Annotated in this window: 21 protein-coding genes; 7 read left to right on the forward strand and 14 right to left on the reverse strand. The window is 41.9% G+C overall.

Annotated elements, in window-relative coordinates; all coding sequences use genetic code 11:
• From hemG to PALPR_RS12935, 14 genes are all read right to left on the reverse strand, one after another.
• The gene (gene hemG / locus PALPR_RS12870; RefSeq protein ID WP_013446078.1) at positions 1 to 1,389 is read right to left on the reverse strand and encodes a protoporphyrinogen oxidase; all 1,389 of its coding nucleotides are present in this window, start codon (positions 1,387 to 1,389) and stop codon (positions 1 to 3) included.
• Complete coding sequence (gene hemH / locus PALPR_RS12875) at positions 1,386 to 2,312, reverse strand: ferrochelatase (protein ID WP_013446079.1); 927 nt, start codon at positions 2,310 to 2,312, stop codon at positions 1,386 to 1,388. Before hemH ends, hemG begins: the two co-directional genes overlap by 4 nt.
• A 33-nt stretch (positions 2,313 to 2,345) precedes the next feature.
• The gene (gene hemN / locus PALPR_RS12880) at positions 2,346 to 3,722 is read right to left on the reverse strand and encodes an oxygen-independent coproporphyrinogen III oxidase (protein WP_013446080.1); all 1,377 of its coding nucleotides are present in this window, start codon (positions 3,720 to 3,722) and stop codon (positions 2,346 to 2,348) included.
• 85 nt (positions 3,723 to 3,807) lie between these two features.
• Positions 3,808 to 4,842 carry a uroporphyrinogen decarboxylase gene (gene hemE, locus PALPR_RS12885; protein ID WP_013446081.1) on the reverse strand — a complete coding sequence of 345 codons (1,035 nt, stop codon included), beginning with the start codon at positions 4,840 to 4,842 and terminating at the stop codon, positions 3,808 to 3,810.
• Between the two features lie 17 nt (positions 4,843 to 4,859).
• Complete coding sequence (hemL, locus tag PALPR_RS12890) at positions 4,860 to 6,203, reverse strand: glutamate-1-semialdehyde 2,1-aminomutase (protein ID WP_013446082.1); 1,344 nt, start codon at positions 6,201 to 6,203, stop codon at positions 4,860 to 4,862.
• Positions 6,204 to 6,243: 40 nt separating this feature from the next.
• On the reverse strand, positions 6,244 to 7,230 hold the full coding sequence (gene hemB / locus PALPR_RS12895) for a porphobilinogen synthase (protein WP_013446083.1): 987 nt from the start codon (positions 7,228 to 7,230) through the stop codon (positions 6,244 to 6,246).
• 104 nt (positions 7,231 to 7,334) lie between these two features.
• On the reverse strand, positions 7,335 to 8,138 hold the full coding sequence (locus PALPR_RS12900; protein WP_013446084.1) for a uroporphyrinogen-III synthase: 804 nt from the start codon (positions 8,136 to 8,138) through the stop codon (positions 7,335 to 7,337).
• 8 nt (positions 8,139 to 8,146) lie between these two features.
• Complete coding sequence (hemC, locus tag PALPR_RS12905) at positions 8,147 to 9,067, reverse strand: hydroxymethylbilane synthase (RefSeq protein WP_013446085.1); 921 nt, start codon at positions 9,065 to 9,067, stop codon at positions 8,147 to 8,149.
• Entirely contained in the window at positions 9,060 to 10,334 is a 1,275-nt protein-coding gene (gene hemA / locus PALPR_RS12910; RefSeq protein ID WP_013446086.1) for a glutamyl-tRNA reductase, read from the reverse strand. Before hemA ends, hemC begins: the two co-directional genes overlap by 8 nt.
• 412 nt (positions 10,335 to 10,746) lie before the next feature.
• Positions 10,747 to 12,045, reverse strand: coding sequence for an O-acetylhomoserine aminocarboxypropyltransferase/cysteine synthase family protein (locus PALPR_RS12915; protein ID WP_013446087.1), 1,299 nt, complete (start codon positions 12,043 to 12,045; stop codon positions 10,747 to 10,749).
• A gap of 221 nt (positions 12,046 to 12,266) precedes the next feature.
• A complete protein-coding gene (gene cysK / locus PALPR_RS12920) occupies positions 12,267 to 13,214 on the reverse strand; it encodes a cysteine synthase A (RefSeq protein ID WP_013446088.1) in 948 nt (315 codons plus the stop codon).
• Positions 13,215 to 13,385: 171 nt separating this feature from the next.
• On the reverse strand, positions 13,386 to 13,808 hold the full coding sequence (locus PALPR_RS12925; protein WP_013446089.1) for a pyridoxamine 5'-phosphate oxidase family protein: 423 nt from the start codon (positions 13,806 to 13,808) through the stop codon (positions 13,386 to 13,388).
• 24 nt (positions 13,809 to 13,832) lie between these two features.
• Positions 13,833 to 14,015, reverse strand: a complete 183-nt coding sequence (locus tag PALPR_RS12930) for a hypothetical protein (RefSeq protein WP_013446090.1) — start codon at positions 14,013 to 14,015, stop codon at positions 13,833 to 13,835.
• Between the two features lie 291 nt (positions 14,016 to 14,306).
• Positions 14,307 to 16,199, reverse strand: a complete 1,893-nt coding sequence (locus PALPR_RS12935) for an ABC-F family ATP-binding cassette domain-containing protein (protein WP_013446091.1) — start codon at positions 16,197 to 16,199, stop codon at positions 14,307 to 14,309.
• Positions 16,200 to 16,330: 131 nt separating this feature from the next.
• Here PALPR_RS12935 and PALPR_RS12940 point away from each other — a divergent pair, with 131 nt between their 5' ends.
• From PALPR_RS12940 to hisS, 7 genes are all read left to right on the forward strand, one after another.
• On the forward strand, positions 16,331 to 17,140 hold the full coding sequence (locus PALPR_RS12940; protein ID WP_041620964.1) for a KilA-N domain-containing protein: 810 nt from the start codon (positions 16,331 to 16,333) through the stop codon (positions 17,138 to 17,140).
• A gap of 40 nt (positions 17,141 to 17,180) precedes the next feature.
• Positions 17,181 to 17,756 carry a rubrerythrin gene (rbr, locus tag PALPR_RS12945; RefSeq protein WP_013446093.1) on the forward strand — a complete coding sequence of 192 codons (576 nt, stop codon included), beginning with the start codon at positions 17,181 to 17,183 and terminating at the stop codon, positions 17,754 to 17,756.
• Between the two features lie 109 nt (positions 17,757 to 17,865).
• Positions 17,866 to 18,528 carry a tRNA (5-methylaminomethyl-2-thiouridine)(34)-methyltransferase MnmC2 gene (gene mnmC2 / locus PALPR_RS12950; RefSeq protein WP_013446094.1) on the forward strand — a complete coding sequence of 221 codons (663 nt, stop codon included), beginning with the start codon at positions 17,866 to 17,868 and terminating at the stop codon, positions 18,526 to 18,528.
• Positions 18,529 to 18,613: 85 nt separating this feature from the next.
• Positions 18,614 to 19,267 (forward strand): phosphatase PAP2 family protein, encoded by a 654-nt coding sequence (locus tag PALPR_RS12955; RefSeq protein WP_013446095.1) that lies wholly within the window; start codon positions 18,614 to 18,616, stop codon positions 19,265 to 19,267.
• Positions 19,268 to 19,384: 117 nt separating this feature from the next.
• Positions 19,385 to 19,654 carry a 30S ribosomal protein S15 gene (rpsO, locus tag PALPR_RS12960; RefSeq protein ID WP_013446096.1) on the forward strand — a complete coding sequence of 90 codons (270 nt, stop codon included), beginning with the start codon at positions 19,385 to 19,387 and terminating at the stop codon, positions 19,652 to 19,654.
• Positions 19,655 to 19,758: 104 nt separating this feature from the next.
• Positions 19,759 to 20,976 (forward strand): 3-deoxy-D-manno-octulosonic acid transferase, encoded by a 1,218-nt coding sequence (locus tag PALPR_RS12965; protein WP_013446097.1) that lies wholly within the window; start codon positions 19,759 to 19,761, stop codon positions 20,974 to 20,976.
• A gap of 31 nt (positions 20,977 to 21,007) precedes the next feature.
• On the forward strand, positions 21,008 to 22,363 hold the full coding sequence (gene hisS, locus PALPR_RS12970; RefSeq protein WP_013446098.1) for a histidine--tRNA ligase: 1,356 nt from the start codon (positions 21,008 to 21,010) through the stop codon (positions 22,361 to 22,363).
• Positions 22,364 to 22,401: the final 38 nt, after the last annotated feature.

Consider the following 22,401-nt stretch of genomic DNA (forward strand, 5'->3'; position numbering starts at 1 on the left):
CTAAAGCGCGGTTTGCGCCAGCTCTTTGCCTTGTTTGATGCGGTCGGCCATACCGATACCACCGCGGAGGTTACCGCCAATTTGTAGTCCCGGGTACATCTTTTCGAGTTCCTCTACCGCAGCAAAACGTTCAGCACTATCCGGACCATATTGCGGAATGGCATGGTTATGGCGTATGATTTTGATAAAATCGGGATTAAAACGATTTACACCCATCAGCGCTTTAAATTCTTTTTCAACAATCTGTCGAACGCCTTCATCGTTGAGCAACATCAAATCCTGACGACGAACACCACCCAAAAATACCGAAAGTAAAGCGCCTAGCTCAGGCGCTCTGCCTTCGAACAACGAAGACATATACAACACGCCCAGAATATCACGTTTTTCTTTCGAAGGAATTAGTCCGCCGAATCCATCCAGTTTAATGCCTTCCCAACGATTAAAGCCCAGTGCCACTTCAATAACTTTGGTGTAAATCAATGAATCGATTTTTCTCAGCAAATCCTTTTCTATAAACGGCATAGTCTCTTCAAGAACAAATGCTCCGGTAGTGGATATTACTTTTTTTGCATGAATCACAAGGGACTCACCTGCACCATTTTCGTAGCTTACCTGAAAGCCTCCATTGGTTGGTTGCACCTGAATATTGTTGGCTCCCAACACGAATTTATCTTTTCCTGCCGATTCGTAAAGCGCTGTAGTCATATTTCCCAACCCACCTTCCATCGAAAAAGTCTTCCGGTTTACACGTTTTTCCAGTTCGGTTTTCTTTTCCTTCATGGGTTTCTTCATCGAACCACCTATCAAGCTACCATAGTTTTGCTCCAGATTGTATATTTTTGGCACAGCAAAACGCGTAGTCAAGTAATTGGGATCGCCGGCATACACGCCACCAATAAACGGATCGATGGCATAATCGAGGAAGCTCTGCCCCATACGCCGTTTCACAAAAGAAGCCAGACTTTCGTTCGGATTCTTTCCTTTAGCACGAAAGGGCTCACCCAGAATGCGGAATTTATCCCAAAGCGAAAAGAGTGGGGTTGTGATAGCATCTTTCGGACCGAGTGGCATACATTCCCATTTGGCATTTTTCAGGATAAAACGCTTATTCACGTTTTTGCCTGCCAGCTCGGGTTTGCATTTTCCGGCTTGCTCCAGTTCTTCGAAAAGTTCCACCACAGCGGTATTGCCTACCACACCTGTATTCGGACCATTTTCGTACAAGAAACCGTTTTCACGGGTGGAGTGGATTACGCCACCAATGCGTGTTTGTTTCTCGAAAACAAGGAATTCTTTCTGATTCTTTTGCAGGTAATAAGCAGTAGTCAGGCCGGTTAATCCGGCGCCAATTATTACCACATCGGTGGTTTGAGGTGTTGTTTGTGTCATGCTTTCGCGAGTAAATTCTTAAGTATAGCGATCAGCTCAGGGTGTGATGCTGGTATTTCTACCCTGCAAATATACTGAAATCCCAGCTCATTTTTGCCATACGGAACAATTTCGCATCCCTGATCGTAGGCTGTTTCCAGATTCTCGTTGGTAAAGCTGATGGGAACAAGCATAATTTCGTCAATACCTTCTGCTTTCATCGCTTTCAGGCAGTCTTTTGTATCCGGATCGACCCATTTGATGCGACCGATTTTCGACTGAAAAGCCACCCGATGTGCCACGCCCAGTTTTTCGGAAATCAATCGAGCCGAAGTTTTGATTTCTTCCACATAAGTGTCACCATCATCCACATTGTATTGCGGTATGGAGTGTGCGCTGAACACCAATGTCGGTTTTTTGTAGCCGTTTTTATCGATTGCTTTTTGAATAATATCTACCCAATAAGCAATAAAATGCTCGTCTTCGCCATAAGTTCCCAGCTCCTGAATAGTCAGTTCCGGATAACGTTGCTGCACGCTTTTCAAGTCGGTTTGCACGCTTCCGGTGGTGGAAAAGGCTGAATGCGGGTACATGGTGATCACTTTTATATCCGTAATGCCTTTCGCACGAAGCGTTTCAATGCCCTGACGAATAGAAGGGCGACTGTAGGAATAAGCCGAAGTAACCACATAATCCGAGCCCAACTCTGCCGACAACTGATCGTTGATCAACTGCATGGATTGCATCAGTTTGGAGCCTCCGATAAGTTCATATTTTTTCCAGGAACCCGGACTACGAAGCGTGCTAATCATCAGCGCCAACATCGTTCGCGGAAGTTTCGGAAAAGGCAAAATTGCCTTATCGGTAAACATATTGAAAAGAAACTCCCTCATCTCTTTGCGTGATAAGGGAGAGCCCATATTAATTAATAATACACCTTTCATAATTCAACCTCTATCCCTTAATGGGAAAAGTTTTTAAACGGTTTTTGAGAATTTGTATGTGGTGGTAGCCAGATTAGGGTCGAACAACATTGCGATGTTGCGCACCACAAACATACCATCGGCACTTACATGTATGTTTCCATCTACAATGTCTACCAATCCATCTTCGATAAATGGTTGAAGCATAGCTGGATCATATTTGGTAACAGCCGCAATTTCTTCTGGTGTTGATTTCAAATGTTCGGCAATTTCTGTGAAATTGAGATATCCGTTACACATCACCTGATTAATCACTTCGCGGATGATAATTTCCTCTTTCGTCATGCTGTAACCACGATCAATGGCAAGTCCGGTAGATTCAATCTCATCCATGTACTGATTAAGATTTTTGGTATTTTGAGCATAACTACCCCACAATTGTGATATGCCCGAGGTGCCGAAAGCATACACCTGACCGGTTGTTTCACGGGTACAATATCCCTGAAAGTTGCGGTGCAGTTTTTTGTTATGCTTCGCAATGGCCAGTTCGTCGGTAGGTTTGGCAAAGTGATCCATTCCAATCGATTCGTAACCGGCATTAGTCATCATCTTGAAACCGGCCAACAGCATTTGCAGTTTCAAATCGGGACCAGCCATGGTGCTTTCGTCCATTTTGGTCTGATTCTGATTCACCCAGGGCACGTGTGCATACGAAAATGTCACAATGCGGTCTGGCGACAATGAAATGGCTTTTTCTATATTTTCTTTGAAACTTTCGAGCGTTTGCAGCGGAAGTCCGTACACCAAATCGAGGTTGATCCCCTTGAAATTATTCTGACGCAGACGTTCCATCACCTGTTCAATAGGAAATTTAGGTTCACGGCGGTTAATGGCCTTCAACACTTCCGGGTGAAAATCCTGAATACCCATGCTCACACGATTGAATCCAATAGCTGCCAGACGGTCGATATCTTCCATCGTCAGGTAAGCGGGACTACATTCGATAGCGATTTCGGCATTTTTGGTATACTCAAAATGCGAAGCGATTTTCTCCATAATTTCCTGAATATAATCGAAATTGATGGAGTTGGGCGTACCACCGCCCCAGTGAACCTGACTCACTTTACGCTTCTTGTCGATATGTTGCGCCACGGTGTCAATCTCCTTCAGCACACAATCGATGTAGCGACGCACTTTGGCAGCGCTCTCGAAAGCCGAGGTGTTACAACCGCAGAAAAAGCACAGTTGCGGACAAAACGGAATGTGTACGTAGATGGAAATACTCTCGGGCTGCTCGCTGTTCGACTGGATCACAGCCGGAACATAATCAGCCGATGTAAAGCTTTGTGAAAAGCTGGTTGCCGGCGGATAGCTGGTGTAGCGAGGTCCGGTTTTATTGTATTTATTGAGAAATTCGGGTGTTACTTTCATTATCTACTTTATTCTTGTTTTCAGTTTCTCAACTAGTTCATATATATTTGAACTGATAACTGTAACTGTCAATTGTTCACTGATATCATCTTCCCCAATCGGTGGATTTTACCCAATCAATGACAAACTTCACATTGTCTACTTTGTTGTCGGGCGAAAAACCATGACCTGTATTGAAAATCCAGTTGTAATTATCTTTGCCAAAGGCTTTAAATTTTGCCAACTCTTTTTTCAGCATGGTTCGGTCGTCGATGGATAGTATACGTGGATCCAGGTTGCCCTGAACGCCAACTTTTTTGTCCACAATGGCGCGCGCTTCTGGTAACGAATATTGCCAATCGATACCCACAAAGTCGGCCACATCAAAATTTACCTGAGCCAATCCAAGGCCTAATCCTTTCGGGAAAAAGATGACCGGCACATTATTGGCACGCACAGCATTGGTGATTCGGCTCACGTGCGGCATAATTCGCTCCATGTATAAATCGGATGGAATCAGCCCAGCATGCGTTTCGAATAACTGAAACACATCAATGCCGTGTTTGGTTTGCTCCACTGCGTAATGAATGGATAAATCAGTAATGATTTCCAGAATTTTAGCAGAAATATCCGGGTTGTTATAAAAAAGTTTAATGGCTTTCGAGAAGGTGTGATTAGCACTGTTGCCTTCCACCATGTAGCAGAAAGTGGTAAATGGTGCCCCACAAAATCCAATCAATCCAACATCGGCAGGCTTGCGCTCACGGATGACATCCAACGCTTTGTATATATGCTCCAGCTTGGTTACATCGGGCTGTAAACTGCTGTATTGATTCACTGCATCCTGTAATGGAGAGTCGAAAATCGGCCCTTTTTCGGTGAATTTCAGATCCATTCCCAAGGCTTCGGGAATAACGAGAATGTCCGAGAAAAGAATGGCTGCATCCACTCCCAGATCGTTTACAGGCAACAGTGTAACTTCAGCGGTCAATTCAGGATTCAGCATCAGCTCGCGGAAGCTATACTGTTCACGGAGTTTGAGGTACGAGGGCAAAACGCGCCCGGCCTGACGCATAAACCACACGGGTGGTCGTTCGCGTTTAATTCCTTTGAGTGTATCTGTAAATATTGTGTTTGACATGGATAATTGAGTCTGTTTTATAATTGTTTCATTGCTTCTTGTGCGGCTGCAATGGTAGCTAAAATATCTTCATCGGTGTGTGCATTCGAGATGAATACAGCTTCGAACTGCGACGGAGCCATGTAAATGCCTGCTTCGAGCGACAACCGGAAGAATTTTGCATAGCGATCTTTGTCGGATGTCATCACGTCTTCGAATGATTCCACACTATCGTTCTCGGTAAAAAACAGTGTCAGCAGCGATCCTACGCGATTCACGACGCCTTTGATACCTGCTTTATCCAGTCCTTCTTTCAACCCATTTTCCAGCATTTCGGCATGACGCGCCAGTTTGCTGTAAATATCCGAATTTTCTTTCAGCGTTTTCAGCATGACGATGCCGGCAGCCATAGCCAACGGATTTCCCGACAAAGTTCCCGCCTGATAAATCGGTCCTGCAGGTGCCAGCTGTAACATAATTTCTTTTTTGCCACCATAAGCACCTACCGGAAGCCCACCGCCGATGATTTTACCCATGGTCGTAATATCGGGCATTACCCCGAAATACTCCTGAGCACCACCCGGAGCGAGTCGGAAGCCAGTAATCACTTCATCAAAAATCAATAAAGCACCGTTGTCTTCAGTCAGTTTACGCAAGCCTTCCAGAAAACCATTTTTCGGAAGTACCACGCCCATGTTGGCAGCGACAGGTTCAACAATTACAGCGGCTATTTCGTTCGCGTACTGTGCAAAAAGTTTTTCTACCGATTCCAAATCGTTGTAGTTGGCTGTCAGGGTATCGCGTGCCGTGCTTTCGGTCACTCCGGGGCTATCGGGCAATCCCAGGGTCAATGCACCGGATCCGGCTTTAATCAAGAAGCTATCGCCGTGCCCGTGGTAGCAGCCTGCAAATTTCAGAATTTTACTTCTTCCGGTCACACCGCGCGCCAAACGAATAGCGCTCATCGTGGCTTCTGTGCCCGAGTTCACCATGCGTACCATTTCTACCGATGGCATCATGCTTACAATCAGTTCGGCCATTTCGGTTTCAAGCAAAGTGGGTGCACCGTAGCTTGTGCCCAAAACAGCAGCTTGCTGAATGGCTTCCACGATCGGTGGATAAGCATGACCGAGAATCATGGGACCCCATGAACCAATAAAATCGATGTACTCGTTGTCGTCGATGTCGGTGATGCGCGAACCGCTGGCTTTTTTGATCAACACCGGCTGACCACCAACACTTTTAAATGCACGAACAGGTGAGTTGACACCGCCCGGAATTACTTCGCAAGCCTGTTTAAAGGCTGTTTTGCTATTTTGATGACCCCTAGCCCCTAAAGGGGAATTGGAATTTGTATTGTCTTGTATATTTTGAATATCCATATTTCACGGTTTTAAATAGACGAAAGTAATTTGCTCCCCTTTAGGGGCGGGGGGTACTTAATACCTTAGCAATTTCTTTTGCATAATATGTGATGATAATGTCGGCTCCGGCACGTTTGATGGAAAGTGCTACTTCCATCATGATGCGTTCCTCGTCAATCCAACCATTAGCAGCAGCGGCTTTAATCATCGAAAACTCGCCACTCACGCTATAGGCCACAATGGGCATATTGAAGGTGTCTTTGCAGCGACGAATTATGTCCAGATAACTCAAAGCCGGTTTCACCATCACCATATCAGCCCCTTCTTCAATGTCGAGGGCGATTTCACGCATAGCTTCGTCGGAGTTGGCGGGATTCATCTGGTAGCTACGACGATCGCCGAATTTAGGAGTAGATTCAGCAGCTTCGCGAAATGGCCCGTAAAAGCCCGATGCATATTTGGCCGAATAAGCCATAATCGGTGTTTGAGCAAAGCCATTGTTGTCGAGAATTTCGCGGATTTTCTTTACGCGTCCGTCCATCATATCGCTTGGTGCAATCACATCAGCACCTGCTTGTGCCAATGAAAGCGACTGTGCCGCCAACGTTTCAAGCGTCAGATCGTTGTCCACATCGCCATCCACAATGGTTCCGCAGTGTCCGTGCGTGGTATATTCGCAGTTACAAACATCTGCCACAATCAACAGTTCGTTACCAAAACGCGCTTTGATAGCGTGAATGGCTTGTTGCACAATGCCGTTGTGTTCGCAAGCTACGTGTCCGTGTTCATCTTTGTGTTCTGGAATGCCAAAAAGCAATACCGATTTTACACCTGTTGCGAGAATCACAGCACATTCTTCCACCAACAAATCCACCGAAAGCTGATAATTGCCCGGCATGGAGTTGATTGGATTTTTTACTTTTGTGCCCGGACAAACGAAAAGGGGCATAATTAAATCGTCCACACTCAGTGTGGTTTCTGCTATCATGCCGCGCAAAATTGGATTGCGGCGTAAGCGACGGAGACGTGTTACTGGGAATGCCATATTATTAAGTTGAAGCCCCCTAAATTCAAGCCTCTCCCTAAATCACTCCCCACAAGGGAGGGACTTAAAGATACCGGAATTATTGGATAGGCACTTTTTAATGATTATTTTTTTGACTCCGTCGCTTCCCCTCCTGTGGAGGGGCCAGGGGAGGCTATATATCTTTCTATTTCATTTGCAAAACTGTCCGCATCCGATTGAGGTGACACCAGTAGCGGTGAAGCTCCCAACCTTCGCATTTCAGCTTCGGTAGTAGTACCAATGCAGGCAGCTTTGAGTTCGTTTATTTCTAATTTTTCAGTTATCCGGTGAAAATTCCGGTAGCCAGACGGACTGGTGAAAAGGATCAGGTCGTATTCATTCTTCGAGATACAATCCAGTGCGGGATGCGTATCATAATCCACATCATAAGTTTGATATACGTCGATGCGGGTAACATCGCAAAGCGGTGTCAATCCTTGCTCCAATTTATCATCTGCCAGAGCAGCCAGCGCTAACAAGACCTTATCTGTAGACGTAATCTGTTGCTGAAATTCCTGCAATAAATCTTCGGCCGTTCGTCCACGCGAAATAAGTGCCGGAGTACCAATGCTGCTTTGCATGGCTTCGCCTGTAGCTTTACCAATCACCGCAAACTTTTTATCCGCTAGCCTTTGAGGATCAATGCCCAATTGCTGCAAAAGCTCACAAAAGCAAATAACCCCGTTTTTGCTGGTAAATACTATCCAGTTATAGGATTGTATATCACTCAGCACGGTTTTTATTTCATCCGAAAGTAGAACACATTCCGTACTAATCATCGGAAAATCAAGCACACGCGCCCCTTTGGCCTGCAAGAGGCTTTTGATCCTGTCATTTTCAACTTCCGGTCGCGTAGAGATGATTGTTTTTCCGCTTAATGTGTTCATGCTTTAATTTACCTCAAAATCTCTATTCCCTGCTTTTCAGCTTCGGCAATGATGGCTTCACCCAGTTTTTGACCCAGCTTTTCGGCATCAGCTACTGTGCTGGTTTCATGCATACGGATAATCTGTCCGGTGTGATGATTGCCCAGCATTACGTGCAGGTTTACTTCGTCGCTTTCGACGGTAGCATAAGCTCCCAGCGGAAATTTACAGCCGCCACCGATAGTTTTCATATAGCTACGTTCGGCAACAATGGCCGTTTCGGTAGCTGCATCGTTGATCGATTTTAGCATGGCGATGGTTTCTGCATCATCAGCACGGCATTCGATGGCGATAGCTCCTTGTCCAATGGCCGGTAAGCACACATCGGTTGGCATATAAGCCGATTCTGCAATTTCTTTTCCCAAACGTTTCAGGCCGGCTGCCGCCAACACAATAGCATCGTACTGACCGTCTTCTAGTTTTTTCAGTCGGGTGTCGATATTTCCCCGCAAATCGGCAAAAGTGATTTGTTCTTTCAGTTTAGCTACCTGAACCATGCGTCGCGGACTGCCCGTTCCAATCACGCAGGGCGAGGGCAAATCAGCCACGCTGACACCACCACGGGTGAGCAACAAATCGCGTGGATCCTGCCTTGTAGGGAATGCTGCCAGCACCAAACCTTCCGGCTGAATGCTCGGAACATCCTTCAAACTATGAATGGCAAAATGCGCTTTACCTTCGTAGAGCGCATTTTCCAGTTCTTTTACGAACACTCCTGTACCGCCAAAAGCAGTCAGTGGTTTGTCGGTCACTGTGTCACCGTGAGTGGATATTTTTACTATTTCGAATTCACAATCCGGATTTTTGACCCGAAGCAAATCTACGGTTTGCTGTGTTTGCGTGTAAGCCAACAGGCTGGGGCGTGTGGCTACAACGAATTTCTTACTCATGTTCCGGAAGATCTATGGTGAATGAATCTTTTAATGTTTTAGTAATGGAAATCATTTCCTCACGGGTACTGGCCTTGCGCAAATTAGACATGATTACCCGAATTATGCGATTGGAATACGAGTCCATCAAATTACTGAGTTCCTCACGGTCTTTTTCTTCCAGTTTATTGGTAAATGGCTCGTACAGGTCAAGCGTACTCTCTTTCAATACCACCAACCCTTTTTTAATCTCAGCCATCACCGGCATGATAAACTGCTTGGAATACCATTCGAAATAATCTTCAGAAATATCCTGAATAATTTGTTCTGCTTTAGTAATTTCCTGACTGCGTTTATCCAGATTTGAGTCGATCATTTTATTGATATCATCAATTGAATACACAAAGCAATTATCCTCTTTATTGATTTCAGGATCAATATTTCGTGGAATAGATAAATCGATAAAAATACGCGTTTTACCTTTCAGCTGTTCGGCCATCATGCTGATTTCGTGACGACACATGATATAGTTAGGCGCACTGGTGGAAGCTATAATCACATCATTCTCGGGGATGGCCTCAAAACGCTGCTTGTACTCAATGGTTCGGGCATTCAGTCGTTCAGCAATGTTAGCTGCCCCTGATCGGTTGGCAAAAGTAATGCTGCATTCGCCAAACTGCTCCTGCAGGTAGCTGGCAGTGAGGTTCGACATTTTACCGGCGCCCAGCATCAGGATGTTCAGCCCTTTTTTGTTTTCAAAAATTTGTTTGATCACATCTACAGCCAGCGTAGCCACCGAAACAGACCCATCACCGATTTTAGTTTCGGAACGGACTTTTTTGCCTATCTGAATAGCCGTCTGGAAAACTTTGTTGAGCAAGCCATTGGTCGCATGTTGATCCTGCGCTGCAAAGTAGGCATCGCGCACCTGCCCCTGAATCTGGTATTCGCCAAGCACCATCGAGTCGAGACTGGAAGTTACCTTGAATAAATGCAAAACGGCATCCTGACAGTTTTTTTGATATATGACAGGTTGAATGTCCTCCAAAGAAAGTTGGTGAAAACGATTTATAAAATCAAGATTTTCGATATATCCTTTTTCAACATCATTTACAGCAGTGTAAATTTCTACCCTGTTACAGGTTGATAAAATCACGCTTCCTTTGATTGATTTATATGTTTTTAGAAGATTATAAGCTTCTGGTTTTACTTCATCTGAAAAGTGAAGTTTCTCACGGACGCTTACATCTGCAGTTTTATAATTAATGCCAACAACTAATAAATGCATATTTAAATAAGTATATTTATGACCCAGATAAATTTCAATGTAAAGGTAAACTCATTCTGCCTAATAATCAAACTAATTTCAGGATAATTATAGAAAATATGTAATGGTTTTATAATGTAGGCTTTAGATGTCCGTGCATACATTTAAAATTATAATGAAGTGTTTTGTTCGGAGGCTATTAATCAGAGTTTCCCGGGTCATTATTGATTCATTAAACAGATTTCTATGTTTTTTGTTGATAAAGTAAATGTTTTTTGACAAACGAATAGCCTGAATTTTATTCCACTAAAAATATTTTGTCAATTGTATATTTGACATTTATTTTTAAACTAGCTCCAACTGACGAAATAAAAAAATGCACCCCAATCATCGGAGTGCATCTTTTCATCAAACGACTAATTAATACAAAACTTTACTTTATTGCAGCAAATGCTTGTTCGAGATCTGCTTTAATGTCAGCTATATTTTCAATTCCTACCGAAATGCGGAGTAATCCGGGAAAAACTCCCGCCGAAATTTTATCTTCGGGCGAAAGTTGTTCGTGAGTAGTAGCAGCAGGGTGAATAATCAAGGATTTAGCATCACCCACGTTGGCCAAATGGCTAATCAGCTTCAGGTTGTTTATCAGGCTATCCGCTTTTTCAGCATCACCTTTCAGTTTGAACGAAAGCACACCACCAAAACCACGTTTCAGATATTTATTCGCTAAAGCATGATACGGGCTGCTCTTCAACCCAGGATAGTTTACATATTCTACCTGCGGATGTTTCTCTAACCATGTTGCCAGTTCCAATGCGTTTTCCACATGACGTTCTACTCGTAAAGAAAGTGTTTCCAATCCTTGTAAAAGCAAGAAAGAGTTGAACGGACTAATGGTGTTTCCCCAGTCGCGAAGTCCTTCCACACGTGCCCGAATGTTGAACGCAATATTTCCAAAAGGACCATCGAAACCAAATACATCCCAGAATACTAATCCGTGATAGCTGTCAGAAGGTTCGGTGAATGCTGGAAATTTCCCGTTACCCCAGTTGAACTTACCACTATCCACGATTACGCCTCCCAGTGATGTTCCATGACCGCCAATCCATTTTGTGGCTGATTCTACTACGATAGTAGCTCCATGCTCCAACGGACGGAAGATAGCACCACCGGCACCAAATGTATTGTCAACAATCAACGGAATACCGTGTTTGTCTGCAACTGCGGCTATAGCTTCGAAATCAGGAATGTTCAAATCGGGATTGCCGATAGTTTCCAGATAAAGTGCTTTGGTTTTATCGTTAATCAGTTTTTCAAACTCTTTTGGTTCATCGTTTGGAGTAAAGCGAACATCTACACCCAAGCGTTTAAATTGATTTTTAAATTGATTGTAAGTTCCTCCATACAAGTGCGAAGTTGAAACAAAATTATCGCCGGCTTCAACAATGTTGTTCAGAGCGATGAACTGAGCCGATTGACCCGAAGAAGTTGCCAAAGCAGATACTCCACCTTCGAGGGCGGCAATTCGTTTTTCAAAAACGTCTGTAGTTGGGTTTTGTAAGCGGGTATAGATATTTCCGAATTTGCGTAGTGCGAAAAGATCTGCACCGTCGGCAGCATCGTCGAAAACGTATGAACTTGTTTGGTAAATAGGTACTGCACGCGCTTTTGTAGTTCCGTCTACGACCTGTCCTGCATGTACCTGCAGCGTTTCAAATTTATATTCTGACATAAGTTTTAAGGGTAAGAGGTAAGAAAGTAAGAGTTAGGCATCGAAATTCGATGAGCTGTCTTAATTTCAAACAGTATGAATATATGAGTTTTATTTTTATTAACGATAAGAGTGAAAAGTAAATCAATTGCCTTTTCCTCTTATTTATTTCTAAATTAAAGGAAAAATGAGGTAAGGTAAGGCATTTACTTGCACCTTACCTCTTGCCTCTTACTCCTTAATTAAAGAGGATATTCTTCAAATGCATAAAGCAATGTAGAAAGGTAGCGTTCGCCGGTGTCAGGAAGTAAAGCTACAATAACTTTTCCTTTGTTTTCAGGGCGTAGTGCCAGTTGTGTTGCGGCATAAGCGGCAGCTCCGGAAGAAATACCTACGAGCAATCCTTCTTGTTTTGCCAACTGACGAGATGTTAGGATTGCATTATCGTTGCTTACCTGAATGATTTCATCTACTACACTTGCATCGAAGTTTTTGGGAACAAATCCGGCTCCAATACCTTGAATTTTGTGAGGACCCGGTGCTCCGCCCGAAAGTACAGGAGAATCGGCAGGTTCTACAGCTACGATTTTTATGTTTGGATTTTTTTCTTTCAAATATGCGCCTACTCCGCTTACTGTTCCACCGGTACCAACACCAGCTACGAAAATATCTACTTTGCCATCGGTGTCGTTCCACACTTCAGGACCGGTAGTGAGTTTATGTACAGCAGGATTTGAAGCATTTTCAAATTGCTGTGGAATATATGAATTCGGATTTTCTTCGTGAAGTTCCAATGCACGGGCGATAGCGCCTTTCATGCCGGTGGCTCCGGGAGTCAATACTAAATTAGCTCCAAAAGCTTTTAGTAAATTTCTTCGTTCCACGCTCATGGTTTCAGGCATGGTAAGCGTAAGTTTATAGCCCTTAATAGCTGCTACCATAGCCAGCCCAATTCCGGTGTTTCCGCTGGTTGGTTCAATAATTTCTGTTCCTGTTTTCAAAATTCCGGCTTTTTCAGCATCCTCAATCATTGATAATGCGATACGTTCTTTTACGCAACCGGCTGGGTTGAATGATTCGAGTTTGGCAATAACAGTGGCCTGAAGCCCTTTGTTTGCACTGTAATTAGAAAGTTGTACTAATGGAGTGTTTCCAATTAGCTCGGTAAGACTTTTTGCTACTTTTGACATAACAGTAATTTTTAATGGGTTTGTTTAATTTTATGATGCAAAGATACAGGCATTACATATTCAATACAATCGCAATGATGGGGTATTTTATATACCCTGTTTATGGTAGATTTTACTAAAACGCGTGACTGTAGCTTTGCATCAGGTCTGTTATAAGTGTTTCATAAAGTCTCAAAACTCAATATATTCTTTGGGTTTGAGATTGTTTTCCATTGTCCAAAAGCTGGCTTCACCGTGCGCAATCCTGAATATAACTAACTTTGGACTGTCTGCTGTAATCCCGAAGTTTTTTAGAAAAGGACGATCATTTACGGCTTTTTCATTTAATTCTCTATCGTGGCAAAATTCAACACTGCCTGCAATGCGTAACATAGTTCCTATCATACCTTCGTGATGATAAAAGCATGCTTCAGTTTTGGGGTTAAGCAATAACTGATTTGGAAATTCTTTTACCGAGGATGTCTGAAAATAAAAACCCGTTTCGTCTGCAAACCAGAATCCTAGAGCTCGTACCCGTGGTTGGTCGTTTTCAGTCGTTGCCAGATAGCATATCGGATTTTCGTTGGTAAATTTAATACAATCTTGAATGTTCATTTCTTAGTATTTTTATATTGGTTGTTATTTTGTTTTGTAATTGCAGAGTCCGAATTGTTCAAACTCTATTTTGTGTTCGGAAAGCAATTGACTGATTATTCGTTGAGTTTCCGTTTCTGAAAGCCCAAGCTGTTCACCAAGTGTTATTTCGTCCATTTTGCCCTGATTGGCTTTAAATGCTTGTAATAATAATTCTTTATCGTTCATATAAATAGTATGTGATGTTATACAACTTTTGAAATAGGAATTTCAAAGATGTATATATGGTGAGAAAATTCTAAAAATGATTATTGTCCTGATCTGAATGAGTCAGGACTGAAAAGATTACCCGATAAAGGGAAAATCAGAGGATTATATGTGCGATGACTTTTAAGATGATGCAAATATATAAGATTATCTTTTACAGACAAAATATATTCATTGATTTATTGAGTACAACAGGGCTTATGAAGTAGACGAGGCGGTATTAATGATCAGTATTAAAAGTAATAGCTGTGTTTAAATCTCGCTAAGTTCAAGCCAGCGCATGGTTTTTTCATCAATAATATCTCCCAGTTCACCAAAGCGCTTTGAGGCTTCGATAATCTCGTCGCTAGACAAAGTTCCCGAAGCCAGCTGTTTTTCAATCTCTGCTTTTTCTGCTTCCAGTTGCGGTATTTCTTTTTCCAAAGCTTCAAATTCTTGTTTCTCTTTGAAGCTTAGTTTTCGTTTTTCCTCCGACTTCTGACTAGTAACTACCGACTTCTGACTGTTGTTTTGGCTTTTGGCTTTGGAGTCTTGTTTTTTCTTCTCCTCTTTTTCCTGCTCCTCCATCAACTCATTCCACTCGCGGTAGTCAGTATAATTACCCGGAAAATCTTTCAGCTCGGCATTGCCTTTGAAAACAAGTAAATGGTCTACTACTTTGTCCATAAAGTAGCGGTCGTGACTAACCACGATTACACAGCCTTTGAACGATTGCAGGTATTCTTCCAGTACGTTCAGTGTCATAATATCCAGGTCATTCGTGGGCTCATCGAGTACCAGAAAGTTAGGATTACGCATCAGTACCGTGCAAAGATGCAAGCGTCTACGCTCACCACCGCTGAGTTTGTATACGTAGTTGTATTGCGTTTCAGGTGTGAAAAGGAAATGTTGAAGAAACTGCGAAGCTGACATTTTCTTTCCATTGCCCAGATTTACTTCTTCGGCAATGTCCTGTACCACATCAATCACTTTCATTTGTTCGTCGAATGCCAGTCCGTCCTGACTGTAATAGCCAAACACCACTGTTTCGCCTACATCAAAACTACCACTGTCAGGTTTTACTTCTCCCAACAGCATTTTCAGGAATGTAGATTTTCCGGTTCCGTTTTTACCAACGATTCCCATTTTTTCGTAGCGGGCAAAGTTGTAATAAAAATTGTCCAATATCTTCAAATCACCATAGGCTTTTGTGATGTATTTGGCCTCGAAGATTTTTGATCCCAGATAACTTGCCTTTACGTCCAGTTTTACGTTGTCGTTATTCCGCCGTTGTTTGGCACGTTCTTCTATTTCGTAAAAACTCTCCTGGCGCGATTTAGCTTTGTGAGCGCGCGCTTGTGGCTGACGCCGCATCCATTCCAGTTCCTTTTTGTATAAGTTCACCGTTCTGTCGCTCTCCGCATTCCAGTTTTCAATTCGTTCCTGTCTTTTTTCAAGGTAATATGAGTAATTGCCACTGTATTGGAACAAGCCCTGATGGTCGATTTCCATAATGTGCGTGCACACGCGGTCGAGGAAGTAGCGGTCGTGCGTAACCATAAGCAGCGCCATGCTGGAGCGTTTCAGAAAATCTTCGAGCCATTCCACCATTTCCAGATCGAGGTGATTGGTAGGTTCGTCAAGTATCAGCAAGTCAGGTTCGGCAATCAGGACATTTGCTAACGCAACCCGTTTCAGTTGACCTCCCGAAAGTTCGCCAATCATCTGCTCAAAGTTGGTGATTTTTAATTTTCCTAGAATTTGTTTAATCCGTGTTTCGTAGTCCCAAGCCTTGTGCAAATCCATTTGCGATAAAATTTCATCGAGTCCCTCCTGTTTTTCGGACATCATGCAGTGTTCATACGCAGCAATGGTGCGTACAGCTTCGTTGTCAGAGCGCAGACAAGCATCAATTACCGATAATTCCTTCGGAAAATCAGGATTCTGATCCAGATAACCTATTCGCAAATCGCGTTTGAATGAAATGGTTCCTCCCTGATAGTCTTCATTTCCGGCCAGGATATTAAGCAGGGTTGTTTTTCCCGTACCGTTTTTGGCAATTAGTGCCACGCGTTGATTGTCGGCGATGCCGAAGGATATATTTTCGAAAAGCAGATTGTCGCCAAACGATTTTGTAAGATTTTCTACTTGAAGGTAACTGATCATAAATTGATATTTTTTGCGGATACAAAGATACAGATTTAAAAGGATGAATCAATTCTCAAAATAAAAGTATGTTTTGTTGTCTGGTTAAACGAAATTTATTAATTTTGAGAACTGATATTTTTATAAATAAAATGGTCAAAATAAGCGTAAAAGACACTACTGTAACTGTTGTTCAGGTTAATAATGCTGATTATATTTGCATTACTGATATTGCCCGAATCAAGAATCCGCTTGAACCTAAAGACGTTGTCAAAAATTGGCTGAGAAGTAAAAATACCTTATTGTTCTTGGGTTTGTGGGAAAAATTAAATAATCCTGAGTTCAAAGGGGTCGAATTCGACTCCTTTATGATGGAAGCCGGAACAAATGCATTTACAATGAGTCCATCAAGATGGATTGAACAAACAAATGCTATTGGTATAATTAGCCGAAGTGGCAGTAAAGGTGGAACTTTCGCACATAAAGATATTGCGTTTGAGTTTTCATCGTGGGTAAGTACAGAATTTAAACTTTATCTGCTTAAAGAATTTCAAAGACTAAAGGAACAAGAGCAACTGCAGCTCGGTTGGTCTGCGAAACGCGAGCTGGCTAAAATAAACTATCGCATCCACACAGATGCAATACAACAAAACCTAATTCCGATAGAATTAACCCAACAACAGATTTCTATAGTTTATGCCAATGAGGCTGATGTGTTGAATGTTGCTTTGTTCGGTTTGACTGCAAAACAATGGAGGGATTCAAATCCAAATTTTAAGGGGAATATTCGCGATTATGCAACCATTAACGAACTAATTTGCTTGTCGAATATGGAAAATTTGAATGCAGTTTTTATAAATGAAGGTCAGTCACAGAAAGAAAGATTGTTGAAATTGAATAGAATTGCCATTCAACAGATGAAAGTTCTTCAAGATGTCGAAAATCGTAAAATGCTAAAATAGGTTTGAATAGAATTATATTAATTATTTAATTTCCACAACAATGAAAAGTATTAAAGGAACAGAAACAGAAAAGAATTTATTGAAATCGTTTGCCGGTGAAAGTCAGGCTCGTATGCGTTACACTTACTTTGCAAAGGTTGCAAAAACAGAAGGCTTTGAACAAATAGCCGCTATTTTTCTGGAAACAGCAGATCAGGAAAAACAACATGCAAAGAAATTCTTCAGTTATCTGGAAGGTGGTGCTGTAGAAATCACAGCATCTTATCCTGCGGGTATTATTTCAACTACTGCCGAAAATCTAAAAGAAGCGGCTAATGGCGAAAATGAAGAATGGACAGAATTATACCCTCATTTTGCTGATGTAGCGGAAGCTGAAGGTTTTGCGAATATTGCTGCTACATGGCGTAAAATTGCAGCTGTTGAAGCTCAGCACGAGAAACGCTATCGTACACTTCAGGCACGTGTTGAAGCTGGCACTGTTTTTTCTCGCGAAGAAGAAACCGTTTGGCAATGTCGCGAATGTGGACATGTTCATGTAGGTAAAGAAGCTCCAAAAGCTTGTCCAACTTGTGCTCATCCTCAGGCTTATTTCGAAGTTGAGAAAACAAACTACTAGGATAATGTATAATTAATAGTGCATAATTCATAATTATCAGCCGTTGTTTCGTTAGAAATAGCGGCTGTTTTGTTTTTTTGCTACTTTTGCAGAGTAATAATTATGCATTATGAATTCTGAATTATTAATTACAGAAGATGGTTCAAATACTTTATATGTGCCCGAAATTGATGAATGCTACCATTCTTCACACGGTGCAATACAGGAATCGAGGCATATTTTTATCGAAGCAGGTTTAAAGCAATGTGAAAAGTCCGAAATCAATGTTTTGGAAGTTGGTTTTGGTACAGGGTTGAATGCTTTTCTGACTATGATAGAGGCGGAGAGGAGTAGCAAACAAATTCAATATGTTTCGCTTGAAAAATACCCTGTGGAGACAGAAAAAGCCTTACTACTGAATTATCCCGAAGAACTTTTCCCCGAGAAAAGGTGCAGTTTTGAATTAATGCATATTTCGACCTGGAATAAAAAAGTACAAGTTACTCCATTCTTTAGTTTAGAAAAAATAGAAACTGATTTTACTCAATATATACCCGTAGATAAATTTGATGTGGTGTTTTTCGATGCCTTTTCACCCGAAAAACAACCTGAAATGTGGACTCAGGAACGGTTTGAAATGCTTTTGAAATACTGTAATCCCGGTGCGGTTCTTACTACATACTGCGCTAAAGGCATTGTTCGCAGGGCTATGCAGGCTGCCGGATTTACCGTGGAGCGTTTAGCGGGACCTCCGGGGAAAAGGGAAATTTTGAGAGGAACCAAAATCGGATAGGCCGAAATAGAATAATTGCTGTAAATTGTTCTATATTTGCAGTCGTTCTGGTCGTTTTTGTTATTAAATTGATAATTGCTTACTTATGAAGCATTTCAAAAAGTATTCTGCATTTTATATTCCTTACATAATATTTGTATTGGTTGTTACGGCGCTTGTGGTTTTCAATGATAAGGCCACCTTACATTTGTGGATGGCTTCTCATAATACCGAAGCCGGTGATATTTTCTTTAAATATTATACCGAAGTTGGCGGTAATGTTCCTTTTTTCTTCGTGGCTGTACTTCTTTTTTATCGGTATCGAATAGCTTTAATATTGTTGATAACACAATTGTCTGTGGGTTTGGTAGTGCAAGTCTTGAAGCGTCTTTGGGACGAGCCACGTCCTGTGAAATATTTTGCTGAGCATTATCCTAAAATTGAGTTACACAAAATAGCAGGCGCTCATTTATATTCTCACAATAGTTTTCCTTCAGGTCATACGGCTGCTGCATTTGCATTTTTCCTTGTGCTGGCTTTCTTTACCCATAAATCATGGTTGCAATTGCTTTATTTTTTCTTAGCCGTACTAGTCGGTTTTTCCAGAGTTTACTTATCCCAGCATTTTGTGTTGGATCTGTTAGTCGGATCTATAGTTGGGGTGGGTGTAACGTCGGCTTTTTATTTGTATTTTGAGAAAAAGTCAATGAAATGGGCAGATGGCTCATTACGAGATGTTTTTTCAAGAAAAATGGGTTGATACTTTGTCATTCAGAATTAAAAGTATATCTTTGCAAGCTCAAAATCAAACATGTAGTTTTGTGATGTGTGCATTGCTAAGTTTGTATTTTAAAACATTTATTTTGAATAAATTATCATGTATTTAACTTCTGAGATTAAAAAAGAAATCTTCGCTAAGCACGGAAAGTCTAACACTGATACTGGCTCAACTGAAGGTCAGATAGCATTGTTTTCATACCGTATTAACCATTTGACAGGTCACTTAAAGTCAAATAAAAAAGATTATAGTACAGAACGCGCTCTTGTAATTTTGGTAGGTAAACGTCGTCGTCTTCTCAATTATTTGAAAGATAACGATATCAATCGTTACCGTGCAATTATCAAAGAGTTGGGTATCAGAAAGTAATTCTGGTTTTTAAACCACTTAAAGGCGTTTCAAATTATTTTGAAATGCCTTTTCTTTTTAATGACTGACCCCGATTTTCCGGGGAGTTTAAAATCAGATTTTGTATGGGCTTGATTTACAATATAGGTATTTATTTTTATGGTGCTTTCATTTTTCTGGCTTCGCTCTTTAATAAAAAAGCCCGTATGCTTAGAAAAGGACAGCAGCAGGCTTTTGCACAATTAAAAACGCAGATTGAGCCCAATGCACGCTACGTGTGGTTTCATGCTGCATCGCTGGGAGAGTTTGAGCAGGGTCGTCCGGTTATGGAGCAGTTAAAAAGAGATAAGCCGGAAACGAAGATATTACTTACATTTTTTTCTCCTTCGGGTTATGAAGTTCGGAAAAATTATGCTGTAGCTGATATTGTTTCGTATTTGCCATTGGATGTGCCCGGAAATGCATGGCGTTTTGTGAATCTGGTAAAGCCATCGAAAGCCATTTTTGTTAAATATGAATTTTGGCCAAATTATTTGTTGGCGCTGCAAGCTGAGAATATTCCGGTAATTAGTATTTCCGCTATTTTTCGTCCGGAACAAGTATTCTTTAAAAATTATGGCAAGTGGTATAAAAAATTACTGCTGACATTTCAACATATCTTTGTTCAGGACAAGTTTTCGAAGGAGTTATTGCAAGCACATGGAATCAATAATGTTGCGGTGGCCGGCGATACCCGTTTCGACCGCGTCTACGATTTATACCGGCAGGCAAAGCAACTTCCGCTGATAGAAGAGTTTGTAAAAGGTGCTGAAAAGGTAATAATTGCAGGTAGTACCTGGCCAAAGGATGAGGAATTGCTGGTGCAATACCTGCGGTTACATCCCGATGTGAAACTGATAATAGCACCTCACGAAGTTCACGCTTCGCATATTACTGAAATCTCTAAATTACTTGATGGTAAATTTGTGCGGTATTCTGATGCAAATGCAGATAACGTAAAAGCAACAAATTGTCTGGTTATAGACATTATCGGAATTTTGTCTTCTGTATACCGCTACGGACATGTAGCTTACATTGGTGGCGGTTTCGGGGTAGGAATTCACAATACTTTGGAGGCTGCTGTGTATGGAATTCCGGTTGTGTTCGGTACAAATTACCAAAAATTCAGAGAGGCGCGAGAATTGATTGCCATTGGAGGTGCTTTTTCTATTTCGAATTATGTGACTCTCGAAGCACAATTTGATTTGCTGTTGAAAGATAGCAGCGCCGGAAAAATAGCCGGAGAATATGTAAAGAGCAATACCGGAGCAACGGAAATGATATTAAAACAATTGAAACAATAACGAAATAAGCACATTATCACATTAAAATATTATGCAGAAACCTTCTATCCCCAAGGGAACCCGCGATTTTACGCCGCAGGAAATGGCAAATCGTAATTATATATTTAATACCATCAAGGATGTATTTCGTCTGTATGGTTTTCAGCAAATAGAAACTCCTGCCATGGAAAACCTGTCTACTTTGATGGGAAAATATGGCGAAGAAGGTGATAAGTTACTTTTCAAGATTTTGAATTCTGGTGATTATATGAATGGCCTTGCCGATGATGAATTGCTTGGCAGAAACAGCATTAAACTCACCAATAAAATTTCAGAGAAAGGCTTGCGTTATGATTTGACGGTGCCTTTTGCCCGTTTTGTGGTGCAGCATCAGAATGAGATTTCTTTTCCTTTCAAGCGTTATCAGATTCAACCGGTATGGCGTGCCGACCGTCCGCAGAAAGGTCGTTACCGTGAGTTTTATCAGTGCGATGTGGATGTGGTGGGAAGCGATTCGTTGCTCAATGAACTGGAGCTGATCCAGATAGTAGACGAAGTGTATCGTCGCCTGAAAATCAATGTGGTGATAAAAATAAACAACCGCAAAATTCTTTCCGGGATTGCCGAAATTATTGGCGAAGCCGAAAAGATTACCGATATAACCGTAGCCATCGATAAGATGGATAAAATCGGATTGGAAAAAGTAAACGAGGAAATTGCGTCAAAAGGGATTTCTGATGAAGCTATTGCCAAGTTGCAACCTATTTTGAAGCTGAGCGGAACCAATGCCGAAAAGCTAAACCAGTTGAAAACAGTGTTGGCCGATTCGGAAGTGGGTTTGAAAGGTGTGTCGGAACTTGAAACTATTTTCGGACTTTGCGAAGCCATGAAAGTGCAAACGACTATTGAGCTGGACTTGACTTTGGCACGCGGACTGAACTACTACACCGGAGCAATATTTGAAGTAAAAGCGTTGGATGTAGAGATGGGCAGCATTACCGGTGGTGGACGTTACGATAACCTGACGGGCGTGTTCGGTATGGAAGGCGTTTCGGGTGTGGGTATCTCGTTTGGCGCCGACCGCATCTACGATGTGCTCAATCAGTTGAACTTATACCCTGAAACGTCGCAGGAGCAAACTAGGATTCTTTTTGTCAGCTTTGGCGAAAAGGAACTTATGTATTGTTTGCCGTGGTTGAGTGCATTGCGAAACAAAGGAGTCAATGCCGAGATTTATCCCGAACCGGCTAAAATGAAAAAGCAAATGAGCTATGCTGACAATAAGCGAATTCCGTTTGTAGCCATCGTAGGCGAAACGGAAATGAAGGAAAACAAAGTGATGTTGAAAAATATGAAGACAGGCGAGCAAAGTCTGGCATCGCTGGAAGAGCTTGTTGAGCTTGTTTGATGAGTACGATCAATAACAGGAAGCCCTGAAGATGTTTC

Origin of the sequence: Paludibacter propionicigenes WB4 (assembly GCF_000183135.1) — a bacterium.
GTDB lineage: Bacteria > Bacteroidota > Bacteroidia > Bacteroidales > Paludibacteraceae > Paludibacter > Paludibacter propionicigenes.